Origin of the sequence: Streptomyces sp. NBC_01233, from assembly GCF_035989305.1 — a bacterium.
Taxonomy (GTDB): domain Bacteria; phylum Actinomycetota; class Actinomycetes; order Streptomycetales; family Streptomycetaceae; genus Streptomyces.
In genome coordinates, this window is sequence record NZ_CP108514.1 from 7077012 (window position 1) to 7095626 (window position 18615).

The window sequence follows — 18615 nt, forward strand, 5'->3', positions numbered from 1 at the left end:
CCTGTTGGGGGCCCCGTGGGGGGCTGGGTGTGGGTCTGATGTCTGGGTCGGGGTCCGGAACGGGTCCGGAGCCGGGGCCGGGCGGGGGGTCAGCCCTCGCCCAGGGCCAGGCGGACCAGGTCGTCGGCGCTCATGGTGTCGAGCGCGCTCCCGCCGTCCGGCAGGTCCGTGCCGTCGGGACAGGCGGCGCCGTTCACGGCTTCCTCGGGGGCGTCCTGCGCCGGGACGTCGGGTACGAGCGCGGCCCGCAGCCGGTCCGCGAGGGCACCCGGGGTCGGGTGGTCGAAGATGAGCGTGGGCGGCAGCTTGACGCCGGTCGCGGCCGTCAGGCGGTTGCGCAGCTCGACCGCGGTCAGGGAGTCGAAGCCCAGGTCCTGGAACCGGCCGTCGGCCGGCACCCGGTCACGGCTCGAATGGCCCAGTACGGCCGCCACTTCGACCCGTACCGCTTCGAGCAGGAGGTGACGGTGCTCCCGCCGGGGCGCCCGGGCCAGCCGCTCGCGCAGGTCGGCCGCCGTGTCCGGGGCCGCCGGAGCGCCGCCCGCGCGGCGGCGGGCCGGAGCCAGCCCCCGCAGCAAGGCCGAGACCGCCTCCGGATCCGCCGTCCGCAGGTCGAGGTGGGCGGCCGTCAGGACCGCGGCGCCGGAGGCCGCGCCCGCGTCGAACAGGGCCAGGCCCTCCTCGGCGGACAGCGCCCCGATCCCGGAGCGGGCCAGACGCTTCAGGTCCGCTGCGCCCAGGTCGCCGGTCAGCGTGCTCTCCTGCGCCCACAGGCCCCAGACCAGGGACAGGGCGGGCAGCCCCGCGGCCCGGCGCCGCTGGGCCAGGGCGTCCAGGAAGGCGTTGGCCGCCGCGTAGTTGCCCTGTCCCGCGGAGCCCAGGGTGCCCGCGAGCGAGGAGAAGAGGACGAAGGCCGACAGTTCCAGGTCCCGGGTCAGCTCGTGCAGGTGGAGGGCGGCGTCGGCCTTGGGCCGCAGCACCCCTTCCATCCGCTCCGGGGTGAGCCCGGCGAGGACGGAGTCGTCGGTCACTCCCGCGGCGTGGACCACCGCGGTCAGCGGCCGGCCGGCCGGTACGGAGGCCAGCAGGGCGGCCACGGCTGCCCGGTCGCCGGTGTCGCAGGCGGCCACGGCCACCTCGGCGCCCAGCGCGCCCAGTTCGGCCGTGAACTCCTCCGCGCCCGGCGTCGCCGCACCGCGGCGGCCGGTCAGCAGCAGCAGCCGCACCCCGTGGCGCTCCACCAGGTGCCGGGCCAGCAGCCGGCCCAGTGTGCCCAGACCACCGGTGACCAGGACGTGGCTGTCCGCTCCGAAGGCCGCCGGGGCGTCCTCGGTGACGGCGGGCCGGTGACCGCGCAGGGCGGGCGCCGAGATCCGCCCGGCCCGCACCGCCAGCTGCGGTTCCTGCGAGGCCAGGGCCGGTACGAGAGCGCGTACGGACTCGGGCCGCCCGTCGGTGTCGACGAGCGCGAACCGGCCGGGCTGCTCCGACTGGGCGGAGCGGATCAGCCCCCAGACCGCCGCCACGGCGGGATCCGGGTACTCGGTGTCCCGGGCGGCGACCGCGCCCTCGGTCAGGAAGGCGAGCCGGGAGTCCGCGAACCGCTCGTCGGCCAGCCAGCGCTGGGCCGGTGCCAGGGCCGTGAGCACGGCCCGGCCCGACCCGGCCGGGACGGCGGGCACGGAGGCCACGACCACGGAGGGCACCGGTGCGCCCCCGTCGACCGCGTCCTGCAGCCCGTCGAGGCCGGGGTAGGCCCGCACCGCCACACCGGCGGCCCGTACGGCATCCACGACGGCGGAGTCCGCGTCGCCCAGGACGGCCCACGGGCCGGCCGGAACGGGAACGGTCTCGCGCAGAGGGGACCAGTGCAGCTCGAACAGTGCGGCCCCGTGCACCGGTCCGGCGGCGGCCGCCGGGTCCGCCCGCAGCTCGCGGACGGCGAGCGAGTCGGCGGTGAACACCGGTGCACCGGACAGGTCGGCGATCAGCAGGGAGTAGCTGTCGCCCGCGCCCCGCCGCATGCGGACCAGCAGTTCCGTGGCGCCGGACGTCCGCAGGGTCAGACCGCTCCAGGAGAAGGGCACCAGCAGCCGGTCCCCGTCGCCGGCCCCGACGAGGGCGGTGTGCAGGGCCGCGTCCAGGGCGGCGGGGTGCAGACCGAAGCCGTCTGGGTGCGGGCCGGTGGCGCTCGCGGGGAGCACCACCTCCGCGAAGAGGTCGCTCCCGCGGCTCCATACGGTCCGCAGGCCCTGGAAGGTGGGGCCGTACGTGTATCCGCGCTCGGCGAGGCGGGCGTACAGGTCGCCGACGGGTATCTCGGCGGCTCCCTGGGGCGGCCAGACGGCCAGGTCGGCCGCGTCGTCGGGCACTGCGGAGGCCTCGTCGGCCAGCAGCCCGGAGGCGTGCCGGACCCATGCCGCGCCCGGCGTCCCCTCGGGCCGCGAGTGGAGCGCGAGGGTGCGCGTCCCGTCGGGCCCGGGGGCGCCCACCATCAGCTGGACGGTGACGCGCTCGTCCAGCGGCAGCGGCTGTTCGAGGGTGAGCTCGGCGACCTGCGCCGCGCCCGCCCGCCGGGCCGCGTACAGGGCGAGTTCCGCGACGGCCGCGCCCGGCAACAGCGGCCGGCCCAGGATGGCGTGCTCCGCCAGCCAGGGATGCACGCCGGCGTCGAGCGTGCCGGTGAACAGCCATCCGTGGCCCGCCGCGAGTTCGACCGCCTGGTCCAGCAGGGGGTGCCCGCCGGCCTGCCTCGGCGCCACCGGGGCGGCCGGGGCGCTCAGCCAGTAGCTGTCGCGCTGGTAGGGGTACGTGGGCAGGGCGACGGCCCGGCCGCCGGGCAGGAACCCGCCCCACTCGACGTCCGCGCCGCGTACGTAGGCCTGGGCGAGCGCGGCCGCGAGGGTCAGGCCCTCGGGGCGGCCCTTGCGCAGCAGCGGGGCCGCGGTGACCGCCTCCCGGGTCTCCGGTTCCCCGGAGGCCAGGATCGTACGGGCCATGGCGGTGAGCACGCCGTCCGGACCCAACTCCAGGTAGGTGGTGATGTTCTGGTCCTGAAGGAAGCGGATGCCGTCGTTGAAGCGGACGGTGTGGCGGAGGTGTTGGACCCAGTAGTCGGGGTTGGTGAGTTGTTCGGTGGTGGCGGGTTGTCCGGTGAGGTTGGAGATGATGGGGATGGTGGGGGTGTGGTAGGTGAGGGTGGCGGCTGTGGTGCGGAAGTCGTTGAGGATGCCGTCCATGTGGGGTGAGTGGAAGGCGTGGCTGACGTTGAGTTGTGAGGTGCGTCGGCCGTTGTTGCGCCAGGTGGTGGCGAGTTGGTGGGCTGCGTTGTGGTCGCCGGTGATGACGGTGGAGTGGGGGCCGTTGATGGCGGCGATGTCGAGGTGGCCGTGGTGGGTGGGGAGGGTGTTGAGGATTTCGGTTTCGGTGGCTTCGATGGCGATCATGGCGCCGCCGGTGGGGGCGGACTGCATCAGACGGCCTCGCACGGCCACCAGGGTGCAGGCGTCGTCCAGGGAGAGGACCCCCGCGACGTGCGCGGCGGCCAACTCGCCCACCGAATGGCCGAGGAGGTAGTCGGGGGTCAGCCCGTAGTGCTCCACCAGCCGGAACAGGGCGACCTCGACGGCGAACAGCGCGGGCTGCGTGTACTGCGTCCGGTTGAGGAGAGCAGCCTGCTCGCTCCCCTCGCCGGCGAGGATCAGCTCCTTGAGCGACAGACCCAGATGGGCGTCCATCCGCGTGCAGACGGCGTCGAGCGCCTCGGCGAACGCCGGGTGGGTCTCGTACAGTTCGCGGCCCATGCCGGGACGCTGACTGCCCTGGCCCGTGAACAGGAACGCGAGTCCGGCGGCCCCGTTCGTCCTGCCGGAGTCCCCGGTCACCAGCTGCGGTACGGACTCGCCCCGGGCCAGCGCGTCCAGGCCGGCGAGCAGACCCGCCGGGTCGTCGGCGAGGACGACCGCACGGTCCGGGAGCGCCGCCCGTGTGGTGGCCAGCGCGTGACCGAGGTCCAGGTGTGCGAGGCCGAAGCCGCCTTCCGTGCCGGTCTCGGCGGCGAGCCGCCGCAGCTGGGCCGCCCGGGCCCGCAGGCCCTCCGTACCGCGGCCGGAGACCACCCAGGGCAGCTGGGCGGGGGTCGCCGGGTCGCGGGACTCCGTGGTCTCGGCGGCGGGGGCCTGTTCGAGGACGACGTGGGCGTTGGTGCCGCTGATCCCGAAGGAGGAGACGGCGGAACGGCGCGGCCGGTCGGTCTCGGGCCACGGGGTCGCCTCGGTGAGGAGGGACACCGCGCCGCTCGACCAGTCCACGTGCGAGGTGGGCCGGTCGACGTGCAGGGTGCGGGGGAGCGTGCCGTGGTGCATGGCCATGACCATCTTGATGACGCCGCCGACGCCGGCGGCGGCCTGGGAGTGGCCGATGTTGGACTTGAGGGAGCCGAGGTGGAGGGGGTGGTCGGCGTCGCGGTCCTGGCCGTAGGTGGCGAGGATGGCCTGGGCTTCGATGGGGTCGCCGAGGGTGGTGCCGGTGCCGTGCGCCTCGACGGCGTCGACGTCGGCGGGTGAGAGTCCGGCGGCGGCGAGGGCTTCGCGGATCACCCGTTCCTGGGAGGGGCCGTTGGGGGCGGTGAGTCCGTTGCTGGCGCCGTCCTGGTTGACGGCGGATCCGCGGACGACGGCGAGGATCTCGTGGCCGTTGCGGCGGGCGTCGGAGAGCCGCTCCAGGAGCAGGACGCCGACACCCTCGCTCCAGGCGGTGCCGTCCGCCGAAGCCGCGAACGACTTGACCCGCCCGTCGGGTGCCAGCCCGCGCTGGCGGCTGAACTCCACGAAGGGCCGCGGAGTGGCCATGACGGTGGCGCCGCCCGCGAGCGCGAGGGTGCATTCGCCCTGGCGCAGGGCTTGGGAGGCCAGGTGCAGGGCGACGAGGGAGGAGGAGCAGGCCGTGTCGACGGTGATGGCCGGGCCCTCCAGCCCGAAGGTGTAGGACAGCCGCCCGGAGGCGACGCTGCCGGCACTGCCGGTGCTCAGGTAGCCCTCGTACTCGACCGGAACGGCGGACAGGCGGGAGGCGTAGTCGTCGTACATGGTGCCGACGAACACGCCGGTGCGGCTGCCGCGCAGGGTGGTCGGGTCGATGCCCGCCTGCTCGAAGCTCTCCCAGGTGGTCTCCAGCAGCAGGCGCTGCTGCGGGTCGATCGCGAACGCCTCCCGGGGAGAGACGCCGAAGAACTCGGCGTCGAACCGGTCGGAGTCGTAGAGGAACCCGCCGTGCCGGGTGTAGCTCTTGCCCGCCCGGGTGGGGTCCGGGTCGTAGAGGTCGTCGACGTCCCAGTCGCGGTTGGTGGGGAAGGGGCCGATGGCGTCGGTGCCGTCGGCGACGAGCTGCCACAGGTCCTCGGGGGAGCGGGTCTCGCCCGGGTAGCGGCAGGCCATGCCGACGATCACGATCGGGTCGTCCTGGCCGACGCCCGCGCCGGCCGCGGCCCGCCGGACCGGCCGGGCGGCGGCCTCACCGGCGATCTCGGCGAGCTCGGCGACGACGAAGTCGGTGAGCGCACCGGGCGTGGGGTGGTCGAAGACGGCGGTCGCGGGAACCGCGATGCCGCTGTCCGAGGCCAGCCTGCGGCGCAGCTCCATACCGGTGAGGGAGTCCATGCCCAGCTGGATGAAGGGCCCGCTGTCGTTGACGGCGGCGGGGCCCGCCAGGCCGAGTACGGCGGCGACGGTGGTGCGTACGAGCTCGCCTGCGGCACGTCGGCGGTCGGCCGGGGGCAGTTCGGCGGTGCGCTCGGCCCAGGAGGAACCGGTGGCCGCGGCGGCCCGCCGGCGCGGTGCGCGGACCAGGGTGCGCAGCAGGGCGGGCGCGGACTGCTCCGGGGAGCGCAGCGCCTTGAGGTCCAGCTCGATCGGCACCAGCTCCGGCCGGCCGGCGGTGAGCGCGGCGTCGAAGAGCTCCATGCCGCGTTCCGGGGTCAGCGGAAGGATGCCCTTGGCGGCCCACCGCTTGATGTCGGCCTCCGAGAACTGGGCGGCCATGCTGCCGGTGCTCGTGTCCCAGAGTCCCCAGGCGAGGCTGGTGGCGGGGAGGTTGTGGTGGTGGCGGTGGTGGGCGAGGGCGTCGAGGTAGGTGTTGGCGGCGGCGTAGTTGGCTTGGCCGGGGTTTCCGATGAGTCCGGCGATGGAGGAGAAGAGGATGAAGTGGGTGAGGGGGAGGTGGGAGGTGAGTTGGTGGAGGTTCCAGGCTGCGTCGGTTTTGGGGTGGAGGACTTGGGTGACGTGGTGGGGGGTGAGGTTGTCGAGGGTGGCGTCGTTGAGGGTGCCGGCGGCGTGGATGACGGCGGTGAGGGGGTGCTGGGTGGGGATGGTTTCGAGGAGTTGGGCGAGTGCGTCTCGGTTGGCGGTGTCGCAGGCGGTGATGGTGATGTGGGCGCCGGCTGTGGTGAGTTCGTCGTGGAGTTGGGTTGCGCCGGGTGCGTTGGGTCCGGTGCGGCTGGTGAGGAGGAGGTGTTTGGCGCCGTGGTGGGTGACGAGGTGGCGGGCGAGGATGTGGCCGAGTCCGCCGGTGCCGCCGGTGATGAGGATGGTGCCTTCGGGGTCGAGGGGTTTGGTCGGGGTGTTTTCGGCGTTGGTGGGGGTGTTTTCGAGGCGGGGGGTGTGGAGTTGGCCGTTGCGGAGGGTGAGTTGGGTGTCGGGGGTGGTGGCTGCGGTGTGTGCGGCGGCGGCCAGGTCCTGGGTGGTGTCGATGTCGAGGTGGGTGAGGCGGTCGGGGTATTCGTTTTGGGCGGTGCGGATGAGGCCGGTGAGGGCTGCTACGGGGAGGTTGTGGAGGTCCTCGTCGGCGGTGAGGGCGGTGGCGCCCTGGGTGAGCAGGACGATCCGGGTGGAGTCCAGGGTGGTGTCGGAGAGCAGTTCCTGCAGGGTGGCGAGGGTGTCCTGAACCGCCGCGTGCACCTCCGAGCTCGGCTCGGTGAGCGCGATGGCACCGGGGACCGGCCCGCCTGAGGCGAGCGCGGCCCGCAGCGCTGCCGCGTCGGGGTACGCCTCGCCGGACACGGCCGCGGCCAGACCGTGCGGGTCCGAACCCAGTACCGCCCACGGCCCGGCGGCCGGCTCGGTGGCCTGCGGGACGGGCTTCCACACCAGGTGGTAGAGCCCGTCGAGGCGACCGCTGCGGTCCCGCAGGTCTCCGGCCGGGCGCAGGGCGATCTCGTCGACGGTGATGACGGGCCGGCCGTCGGCGTCCGTGGCCGTGAGCGAGGCGGCGCTCGTACCGCTCGGAACCAGGTGCACCCGCAGCGCGGTCGCACCGGCGGCGTGCAGGGTGACCCCGTTGAACGAGAACGGGATGGTCAGCTCGTCGGAATCCTCGATCAGCAGTGCGTGCAGCGCGGCGTCCAGAGCGGCGGGGTGGAGGGCGAACCCGTCCCCGTCGATGCTCTCCGGGAGCGCGATCTCCGCGTACAGATCCGTGCCCCGTCTCCACGCGCTCCGCAGGCCCTGGAAGGTGGGGCCGTACGTGTATCCGCGCTCGGCGAGGCGGGTGTAGAGGTCGCCGACGGGTATCCCGGTGGCTCCCTCCGGCGGCCAGACGGCCGAGCCGGCCGCGGGAACCGGGCCCGGGCCCGCCTCGGCGAGCACACCGGAGGCGTGCCGCGTCCACTCCTCGTCCGCCCGGCCCTCGGCGCGGGAGTGGACGGACACGGAGCGCGTACCGGACTCCTCGGCGCCGAGCGCCACCTGGAGGTGGATGCGGCCGTCCTCGGGGAGGACCAGCGGCGCCTCCAGGACGAGCTCCCGGAGCCGGTCGTAGCCGAAGCGCTCGCCCGCCGCCACGGCCATCTCGACCAGGGCGGTGCCGGGCAGCAGAACCGTTCCGGAGACCGCGTGGTCGGCGATCCACGGGTGGGTGCTCCGCGCGACGCGGCCCGTGAACAGCAGTCCCTCCCCGCCGGCGAGGCTGGTCACCGCACCGAGCAGCGGGTGCTCCGCCGGCGTCAGACCCAGACTCGCCACGTCCTCGGGCGTGGCAGGGCTGTTCAGCCAGAACCGGGCCCCCTGGAAGGCGTACGTCGGCAGCAGTACCCGCCGCGCACCGGGGAAGAGGCTCTCGACGTCCAGCGCCGCACCCCGCACGGCCGCATGGCCGAGGGCGACCGCGAGGGTCTGCGCCTCGGGGCGGCCCTTGCGCAGGACGCCGACGGTCGACACCGCGCCCTGGGCGGCCTCCTCGCCCAGGCAGCCTCGGGCCATGGCGGTGAGGACGGGGTCGGGGCCGAGCTCGATGTAGGTGGTGATGTTCTGGTGGTGGAGGTACTGGATGCCGTCGTTGAAGCGGACGGTGTGGCGGAGGTGTTGGACCCAGTAGTCGGGGTTGGTGAGTTGTTCGGTGGTGGCGGGTTGTCCGGTGAGGTTGGAGATGATGGGGATGGTGGGGGTGTGGTAGGTGAGGGTGGCGGCTGTGGTGCGGAAGTCGTTGAGGATGCCGTCCATGTGGGGTGAGTGGAAGGCGTGGCTGACGTTGAGTTGTGAGGTGCGTCGGCCGTTGTTGCGCCAGGTGGTGGCGAGTTGGTGGGCTGCGTTGTGGTCGCCGGTGATGACGGTGGAGTGGGGGCCGTTGATGGCGGCGATGTCGAGGTGGCCGTGGTGGGTGGGGAGGGTGTTGAGGATTTCGGTTTCGGTGGCTTCGATGGCGATCATGGCGCCGCCGGTGGGGGCGGACTGCATCAGACGGCCTCGCACGGCCACCAGGGTGCAGGCGTCGTCCAGGGAGAGGACCCCCGCGACGTGCGCGGCGGTGAGTTCACCCACCGAATGGCCGAGGAGGTAGTCGGGGGTGAGGCCGTGGTGTTCGAGGGTGCGGTAGAGGGCGACTTCCGTGGCGAAGAGCGCTGCCTGCGTCCACATGGTCTGGTGGAGCGGTGAGGTGGTGGGGTCCTCGTCGGAGAAGAGCAGGGACTTGAGGGGAACGCTCTGCCGGAGGTGCTCGTCGAGGTGCGCGCAGACCTCGTCGAGGGCGCGGGCGTAGACGGGGTGGGCTTCGTAGAGCTCGCGGCCCATACCGGGACGCTGACTGCCCTGACCCGTGAACAGGAACGCGGTCTTGCCGCCGCCACGACCCGCCGGCGGACCCGCGATCAGCTCCGGCGCTTCCGCACCGGCGGCCAGCGCGGCGAGCGCCCGCAGAATGCCGTCCCGGTCCTCCGCGACGACGGCCGCGGAGTGCGCCAGCAGCGCGGGCACATCGGCCAGCGACCGGCCGATGTCGGGCAGTGAGACCTGCGGCCGATCGGCCGGATCCGGCTGCTCAACGCGTGCGGAGACGAAGGCCAGCAGCCGGTCCGCCTGGGCCCGCAGAGCGGCCTCGGTGTGGCCCGACAGCAGCCACGGCGCCATCGGCAGGGGGGCCGTGGCCTCGCTGACGGGCTTCGGCTCGGCGGCGGGGGCCTGTTCGAGGACGACGTGGGCGTTGGTGCCGCTGATCCCGAAGGAGGAGACGGCGGAACGGCGCGGCCGGTCGGTCTCGGGCCACGGGGTCGCCTCGGTGAGGAGGGACACCGCGCCGCTCGACCAGTCCACGTGCGAGGTGGGCCGGTCGACGTGCAGGGTGCGGGGGAGCGTGCCGTGGTGCATGGCCATGACCATCTTGATGACGCCGCCGACGCCGGCGGCGGCCTGGGAGTGGCCGATGTTGGACTTGAGGGAGCCGAGGTGGAGGGGGTGGTCGGCGTCGCGGTCCTGGCCGTAGGTGGCGAGGATGGCCTGGGCTTCGATGGGGTCGCCGAGGGTGGTGCCGGTGCCGTGCGCCTCGACGGCGTCGACGTCGGCGGGTGAGAGTCCGGCGGCGGCGAGGGCTTCGCGGATCACCCGTTCCTGGGAGGGGCCGTTGGGGGCGGTGAGTCCGTTGCTGGCGCCGTCCTGGTTGACGGCGGATCCGCGGACGACGGCGAGGATCTCGTGGCCGTTGCGGCGGGCGTCGGAGAGCCGCTCCAGGAGCAGGACGCCGACACCCTCGCTCCATGTCGTACCGTCCGCCGCGTCCGCGAAGGACTTGCAGCGGCCGTCGGGCGCCAGCCCGCGCTGGCGGCTGAACTCCACGAACAGATCGGGCACCGCCATCACGGTCACGCCGCCCGCGAGCGCGAGGGTGCACTCGCCCTGGCGCAGGGCCTGCGAGGCCAGGTGCAGGGCGACGAGGGAGGAGGAGCAGGCCGTGTCGACGGTCATGGCCGGGCCCTGGAGGCCCAGCGTGTACGAGACCCGGCCGGAGGCCACGCTGAGCGTGTTGCCGGTCGTACGGTAGGCCTCCACGGCCTCCGGCGCATTGCGCAGGTGGGAGGCGTACTCGCTGTACATGGCGCCGCTGAAGACACCGGTACGGGTGCCGCGCAGGGTGGCCGGGGCGATGCCCGCGTTCTCCACCGCCTCCCAGCTGGCCTCCAGCAGCAGGCGCTGCTGCGGGTCCATGGCCGCGGCCTCGCGCGGGCTGATCCCGAAGAACTCGGCGTCGAACCGGTCCGCGTCGTAGAGGAACCCGCCGTTGCGGGCGTACGAGTGGCCCGCACGGTCCGGGTCGCCGTCGAAGAGCCGGTCCAGTGCCCAGCCGCGGTTGGTGGGGAAGGGGCCGATGGCGTCGGTGCCGTCGGCGACGAGCTGCCACAGGTCCTCGGGGGAGCGGGTCTCGCCGGGGTAGCGGCAGGCCATGCCGACGATCACGATCGGGTCCTCGTGGTCGGAGGCGCTGCGCACCGGGATCGGCCGGCCAGGACGGACCACCTCGGTCTCGCCGGCCAGCTTGGACAGCTCGCCCGTCAGGAACTCGGCGAGTGCGGCCGGGGTGGGGTGGTCGAAGACGGCCGTCGCCGGCAGCGTGACGCCGGTGACCGCCACGACCCGGCGGCGCAGCTCCAGGCCGGTCAGCGAGTCCATGCCCAGGGTCTTGAACGCGGTGTCCTCGCCAACGGCGTCGGGACCGGCGAGGCCGAGTACGGCGGCGACGGTGGTGCGTACGAGCTCGCCGACGGTACGCCGGCGGTCGGCGGCGGGGAGAGCGGCGGTGCGCTCGGCCCAGGAAGAACCGCCCGTGCCGGACGCGGCGGCGGCCACGGCGCGCCGGCGCGGGGTACGGACCAGGGTGCGCAGCAGGGCGGGCGCGGACCGGTCCGGGGAGCGCAGGGTCGGCAGGTCCAGGTCGGCCGCGGCGAGCAGCGGCTCCGGCGAGACGAGGGCCGCGTCGAAGATCTCCATCCCGCGCTCGGCGGAGATCGGCAGCACGCCCTTGCGTGCCCACCGCTTGACGTCGAGCTCGCTGAGCCCGCTGGTCATTGCACTGGCCGTGTCCCAGAGTCCCCAGGCGAGGCTGGTGGCGGGGAGGTTGTGGTGGTGGCGGTGGTGGGCGAGGGCGTCGAGGTAGGTGTTGGCGGCGGCGTAGTTGGCTTGGCCGGGGTTTCCGATGAGTCCGGCGATGGAGGAGAAGAGGATGAAGTGGGTGAGGGGGAGGTGGGAGGTGAGTTGGTGGAGGTTCCAGGCTGCGTCGGTTTTGGGGTGGAGGACTTGGGTGATGTGGTGGGGGGTGAGGTTGTCGAGGGTGGCGTCGTTGAGGGTGCCGGCGGCGTGGATGACGGCGGTGAGGGGGTGCTGGGTGGGGATGGAGTCCAGCAGGCGGATGAGTTGGCTGCGGTCGGCGGTGTCGCAGGCGGTGATGGTGATGTGGGCGCCGGCTGTGGTGAGTTCGTCGTGGAGTTGGGTTGCGCCGGGTGCGTTGGGTCCGGTGCGGCTGGTGAGGAGGAGGTGTTTGGCGCCGTGGTGGGTGACGAGGTGGCGGGCGAGGATGTGGCCGAGTCCGCCGGTGCCGCCGGTGATGAGGATGGTGCCTTCGGGGTCGAGGGGTTTGGTCGGGGTGTTTTCGGCGTTGGTGGGGGTGTTTTCGAGGCGGGGGGTGTGGAGTTGGCCGTTGCGGAGGGTGAGTTGGGTGTCGGGGGTGGTGGCTGCGGTGTGTGCGGCGGCGGCCAGGTCCTGGGTGGTGTCGATGTCGAGGTGGGTGAGGCGGTCGGGGTATTCGTTTTGGGCGGTGCGGATGAGGCCGGTGAGGGCTGCTGCGGGGAGGTTGTGGAGGTCCTCGTCGGCGGTGAGGGCGGCGGCGCCCTGGGTGAGCAGGACGATCCGGGTGGAGTCCAGGGTGGTGTCGGAGAGCAGTTCCTGCAGGGTGGCGAGGGTGTCCTGAACCGCCGCGTGCACCTCGGCGGTCCCCTCTGACAGGGCTATGAAGGAAGGAAGTTGGGCGCCGTCACCGAGAGCGGTCCGCAGTTCGGCGACGTCGGCGTACGTGTCCCCGGAGACGGCCGCGGCCAGATCGTGCGGGTCCGAACCCAGTACCGCCCACAGCCCGGCCGTGGTCTCCGAGACCGTCTGCGGCAGGGGCTTCCAGCCCAGCCGGTGCAGGCCGGAGTGCTTGCCCGCACCCGTGGCCGCGCGGAGGTCACCGGCCGGCCGCAGGGTGACGGAGTCGACCGTGACGACGGGCTGTCCGTCGGGGTCGGTGGCCGTCAGCGAGGCGCTGTCGGGGCCGGAGGGAACCACGTGCACCCGCAGCGCGGTCGCGCCCGTGGCGTGCAGGGTGACCCCGTTGAACGAGAACGGGATGGTCAGCTCGGCGCCGTCACCGAGCAGCACGGCGTGCAGGGCCGCGTCGAGGAGCGCCGGGTGGATGGCGAAGGCCGTGGCGTCGGCGTGCTGCTCCTCGGGGAGGGAGACCTCCGCGAACCGCTCCTCGCCCGACTGCCAGACCCGGCCGAGGCCCTGGAAGACCGGCCCGTACTCGTAACCGCGGTCGGCGAGCCGGTCGTAGGTGTCCTCACGGGTGACGGACCGCGCGCCCTCCGGCGGCCAGGTCCGCGTGGCGGCGGGGACCGGGTGTTCGCCGGTGGCCAGCAGGCCGGAGGCGTGCCGGGTCCATTCCTCCTCCGCCGCGCCCTCGGGGCGGGAGTGGACGGTGACGGAGCGGGTGCCCGACTCCTCGGCGGGACCGAGGGCGACCTGGAGGTGGATGCCGCCTTCCTCGGGGACGATCAGCGGTGCCTCCAGGACGAGTTCCCGGAGGTGGTCGTAGCCGAAGCGGTCGCCCGCGGAGACGGCCATGTCGACCAGGGCGGTGCCGGGCAGCAGGACCGTACCGACGACCGCGTGGTCGACGACCCACGGGTGGGTGCGCCGTGAGACGCGGCCCGTGAACAGCACGCCCTCGCGGTCGGCGAGGCTGGTCATCGCGCCGAGCAGGGGGTGCTCCGCGGAGGCGAGGCCGAGGCCCGACGGGTCCTCCGCCGTGACCGGGGTGTCGAGCCAGAACCGGCTCCGCTGGAAGGCGTACGTCGGCACCTGGACCCGCCGGGCACCCGTACCGTCGAACGCGGCCGACCAGTCGACGCGCACGCCGTGGCAGTGGGCCTCGCCGAGCGAGAGCAGCAGGCGTCCGGCCTCGTTCTCGTCGCGGCGCAGGGTGCCCAGGGCGGCGCCCCGCGCGCCGGCCTCGTCGAGGGCCGCCTGCACGCCGATGGTGAGCACCGGGTGCGGGCTGACCTCGATGAAGGTGTGGTGGCCGGCGGCGAGCAGCTCGCCGACCGCCTGCTCGAACTGCACCGTCTCGCGCAGGTTCTGGTACCAGTACCCGGCGCCCATCAGGCCGGTGTCGGTCAGCAGCGCGCCGGTCAGCGAGGAGTAGACCGGGACCTTGCCCGGGCGCGCCTCGATGCCGTCGAGGATCCGCGCCAACTCGTCCTCGAGTTCCTCCACATGGGCCGAGTGGGAGGCGTAGTCCACGTCCACGAGGCGGGCCCGCGCCCCCTGCTCCTTCGCCTGGGCGAGGAACTCGTCGAGGGCCTCCGGGTCGCCGGACACCACGGTCTGGGACGGACCGTTGACCGCGGCGACCGAGATCCGGCCCTCCCAGGCGCCGATCCGCTCCCGTACCCACGCGACGGGCTGGGCCACGGACATCATGCCGCCCCGGCCCGACAGCACGGTCAGCGCGCGGCTGCGCAGCGCCACCACCCGGGCCGCGTCCTCGACGCTGAGCACGCCCGCCACGCAGGCCGCGGCGATCTCGCCCTGCGAGTGGCCGACGACCGCCGCCGGTTCGACGCCCAGCGAGCGCCAGACCGCGGCCAGGGACACCATCACCGACCACAGCACGGGCTGTACGACGTCCACCCGCTCGAAGCCCGGAGCCCCCTCGACACCGCGTACGACGTCGAGGAGCGACCAGTCCACCAGCGGCTCCAGGGCCGCCGCGCACTCGGCCATCCGGCGGGCGAACACCGGGGAGGACTCCAGCAGGCCGGCCGCCATGCCCACCCACTGCGCGCCCTGACCGGGGAAGACGAACACGGGACGGGCCGCGGGCCGGCTCTGCCCGGTGACCAGACCGCGGTCCGTGGCGCCGTCGACCAGCGCCCGCAGGCCCTGTTCCAGGCCCGCGAGGTCCTCGGCGACCACGCTGGCCCGCCGGTCGAAGTGGGCGCGGCCGACGGCGAGGGAGTAGCCGATGTCCTCGAGGCGGTCGCCCGGCCGGTCCCGGAGCTGGTCGAGCAGCTTGCCGGCCTGCGCGCGGAGCGCCTGGTCGCTCTTGGCGGAGAGGAGGAAGGGGACGGCCGCGGTCGCCCCGGCTCCGGAAGGCGTCGGCTCGGCGGGCGCGGGCGAGGGCGAGGGTTCGGCGGGCACGGGCTCGGCGGCCTGCTCCAGGACGAGGTGGGCGTTGGTGCCGCTGACGCCGAAGGAGGAGACGCCGGCCCGGCGGGGCCGGTCGCCCTCCGGCCACGGGGTGGCCTCGGTGAGCAGCGAGACCGCGCCGCCGGCCCAGTCCACGTGCGTGGTCGGGGTGTCCACGTGCAGGGTGCGGGGCAGCAGGCCGTTGCGGATCGCCATGACCATCTTGATGACGCCGCCCGCGCCGGCGGCGGCCTGGGTGTGCCCGATGTTCGACTTGAGCGAGCCCAGGAACAGCGGCCGGTCGGCCGCGCGGCCCTGACCGTAGGTGGCGAGCAGGGCCTGCGCCTCGATGGGGTCGCCGAGCCGGGTGCCCGTGCCGTGCGCCTCGACGGCGTCGACGTCGGCGGCCGACAGCCCGGAGGCGGCGAGGGCCTCGCGGATCACCCGCTCCTGCGAGGGGCCGTTGGGCGCACTGAGCCCGTTGCTCGCCCCGTCCTGGTTGACGGCCGATCCCCGGATGACCGCGAGGACCTCGTGGCCGTTGCGTCGGGCGTCGGAGAGCCGCTCCAGGAGCAGCATGCCGACGCCCTCGCCCCAGCCGGTGCCGTCCGCCGCCTCCGCGAAGGACTTGCAGCGCCCGTCGACCGACAGGCCGCGCTGGCGGCTGAACTCCACGAACATGCCGGGGGTCGCCATCACCGTCACACCACCGGCGAGAGCCAGTTCGCACTCGCCGGCCCGCAGTGCCTGCGCCGCCATGTGCAGGGCCACCAGAGAGGCCGAGCACGCGGTGTCGACCGTGACGGCGGGGCCCTCCAGGCCCAGGGTGTAGGAGGCGCGGCCGGAGACCACGCTCGTGTAGGTGCCGGTCAGCAGGTACCCGCCGACGCCCTCGCCCGCCTCGTGCAGGCGCGGGCCGTAGTCCTGCGCCATGGCGCCGACGTACACGCCGGTGCCGCTGCCGCGCAGGGCGGCGGGATCGATCCCGGCCCGCTCCACGGCCTCCCACACGGTCTCCAGCACCATGCGCTGCTGCGGGTCCATGGAGGTGGCCTCGCGCGGGCTGATCCCGAAGAACTCGGCGTCGAACCGGTCGACGTCGTGCAGGAACCCGCCCTGCCGGGTGTACGAGCGGCCCGCGCGGTCCGGGTCGCCGTCGAAGAGGGTCTCCAGGGCCCAGCCGCGGTTGCCGGGGAACTCGGTGACGGCGTCCCGCTCCTCCACGAGCAGCCGCCACAGGTCCTCCGGGGAGGCCACGCCGCCCGGGAAGCGGCAGGCCATGGAGACGATCGCGATGGGCTCGTCGGAGCCGGGGACCCGGCGCGCGACCGCGCGGGAGACGGGCTCGTGCGCGGAGACGACGCCCGAGAGCTCGGCGAGCCGGGCGACCAGCTTCTCGGGGGTGGGGCGGTCGAAGAGGAGGGTGGTCGGCAGCTTCAGCCCGGTGGCGGCGGAGAGCCGGTTGCGCAGCTCCACGGCGGTCGCCGAGTCGAATCCGAGCTCCTGGAAGGAGCGGGCGGGGTCGATGTCCCCGCCCTTTCCGCGGCCGAGGACGAGGGCCACCTCGGAGCGCACCAGGTCCATGAGGAACCTGGCCGTGCGCTCCGGATCCCCGCCGGTCCCGAAGGGGTCGGCGGCCGCACCGGGGGCGCTGCGCTGGAAGGCGTACGTGGGCAGGGCGACGACCGGGGCGTCCGCGGGGAAGACGGGACTCCAGTCCACCGGGGCGCCGTGCGCGTACGCCTGCGCCACGGAGGACAGGAAGCGGTGCGGCCCGTGCGCGCCGCGGCGCAGCGAACCGACCGCGAGAGCCGTGGAGTCGGTGGTCTCCAGGATCTGCTCGACGGGCAGGGTCATCACCGGGTGCGGGCTGATCTCGACGAAGAGGTCGTGGTCGGTGAGGCACCGGATCGAGCTCTCGAACAGCACGGGCTCGCGCAGGCTGCGGAACCAGTACGAGGCGTCCAGCGAGCGGGTGTCCAGCAGGGCGCCGGTCAGAGCGGAATAGAAGGGGATGGTCCCCTTCCGTGGCCGCAGTGGGGCCAGGACGGTGAGCAGCTCCTCATGGATCTCGTCCACGTGCGCGCAGTGCGGCGCGTAGTCGATGGCGACCCGGCGGGCCCGCACCCCTTCGGCGGTGAACTCCTCCTGGAGCCGCTCGATCGCGTCGATGTCGCCCGCGACGGCGATCGACCGCGGCCCGTTGACGCCCGCGACGGCCAGCTTCTCGCCCCACGGCGCCAGGCGCGTCCGCACCTCGTCGAGGGGCAACAGGACCGAGAGCATGGAACCCCGGCCCGCGAGCCGGGCCTGCGCCTTGCCCCACAGCGCGCTGGCGCGGGCGCCGTCCTCCAGGGTCAGCCCGCCCGCGACCACGGCCGCGGCGAGCTCGCCGATGCTGTGACCGACGACCGCGGCGGGCTCGATGCCGAAGGAGCGCCAGAGGGCGGCGAGGCCGAGCGCCGTCGCGAACAGGGCGGGCTGGATGACGTCGATGCGGTCCAGCGCGGGTGCGCCGGGCGCCTCGCGCAGGACGTCTTCCAGGGACCAGTCGACGTACGGGGCGAGCGCCTCGGCCGTGGCCCGGATGCTGGCGAGGTAGACGTCCGAGGTGTCGAGCAGGTCGGCGGTCATGCCGGGCCACTGCGCGCCGTGGCCGGGGAAGACGAAGACGGCCCGGTCGCGTGCCGTGGCCGTGCCGCTCACGCGCCCGGAGCCGCGGCGGCCCTCGGCGAGCGCGGCCAGCTCCTCGGCGAACTCGGCCTCGGTGCCGGCCAGCAGGACCGAGCGGTGCGCGAACGCGGTGCGCGACACGGCGAGGGAGTGGCCGATGGCGGCGATGCCGGGGCGTGGGGCGGCCTGGGCGCTCTCGGTGCCGGTGGTGGTGGCGCCTGTAGTACCCGCGGTGTCCTCGGCGTCCGCGGCGCTCTCCGTGAGCCGGGCCAGGAGCCGCCCGGCCTGCGCGCGCTCGGCGGCCGCGCTCGCTCCGGAGAGCAGCCAGGGCAGGGTGCCGCCCCGGAAGGCGGCCGGGCCGGCGGAAGGTTCCCGCTCGGCACGGGGCGCCTCGGCGACCTCCACGGACCAGGCCGTGCCGTCGGCGTCGACGCGGGAGACGATGACCGGCCGCCCGGGGGAGGCGGGGGAGCGCAGGGCCTCGACCAGCCCGGCGGTACCGACGTGCCCGCCCTCGGCCTGCTCGGCGGCAGGCCCGGTGCGGAGCAGCACGCCGCGCACGCGGTCGCCGTCGGCCAGGGCCCGTGCCAGGGGCTTGAGTACGAGAACGGCCCCGCCCGCGGGTCCGGCGTCGAGACCGCCCGCGAGCGCTGTCCCGCTCTCGCCGGAGCGCAGGCTCGCGCACGCCAGGTGCACCGCGGTCAGGGCGGAGGGGTCGCCGCCGGTCACGGTCCGGGCCGCTCCGCTCAGGCCGAGTACGGCGCGGACGCCCTCGGCGGGGTCCGCCTCCAGGGCGGTGTCCGTGCCGGCATCCGCATCCGCATCCGCATCCGCGGCCCGGTCGAGGCCGGGCGCGCCGAGGAAGACCCCCGTGCGGGAGCCGCGCAGCGCGGCCGGCACGATGGCGGCCTCCTCCAGAGCCTCCCAGCCCAGTTCGAGCAGGAGCCGTTGCCCCGCGTCCATCGACGCGGCCGCGTCCGGCGCGAGGCCGAAGAGGCCCGAGTCGAAGCCCTCGAAGCCCTCGAAGCTCTCGGAGCCGGCCGCCCCGTCGGCGCGCGCGCCCGGGTAGCGGCAGGACAGCCCGATGACGGCAACAGGCTCCCCGGCATTCCCGGCATTCCCGGCGTCCCCGACAAGCTCGGCATCGCGGCGGGTGGTCTCGACAGACATGCGGATCCTCACTCCAAGTCCAAAGGTGTTCCAGGGAGCAGCACTTGAATGGCGGACGCCCGGAACACCC

The 18615-nt window shown here is 74.2% G+C and carries 1 protein-coding gene; it reads right to left on the minus strand.

Going from position 1 to position 18615, the window contains the following annotated elements; translation table 11 throughout:
• Positions 1 to 89: 89 nt before the first annotated feature.
• A complete protein-coding gene (locus OG332_RS33325; protein ID WP_327416912.1) occupies positions 90 to 18545 on the minus strand; it encodes an SDR family NAD(P)-dependent oxidoreductase in 18456 nt (6151 codons plus the stop codon).
• Positions 18546 to 18615 lie beyond the last annotated feature (70 nt).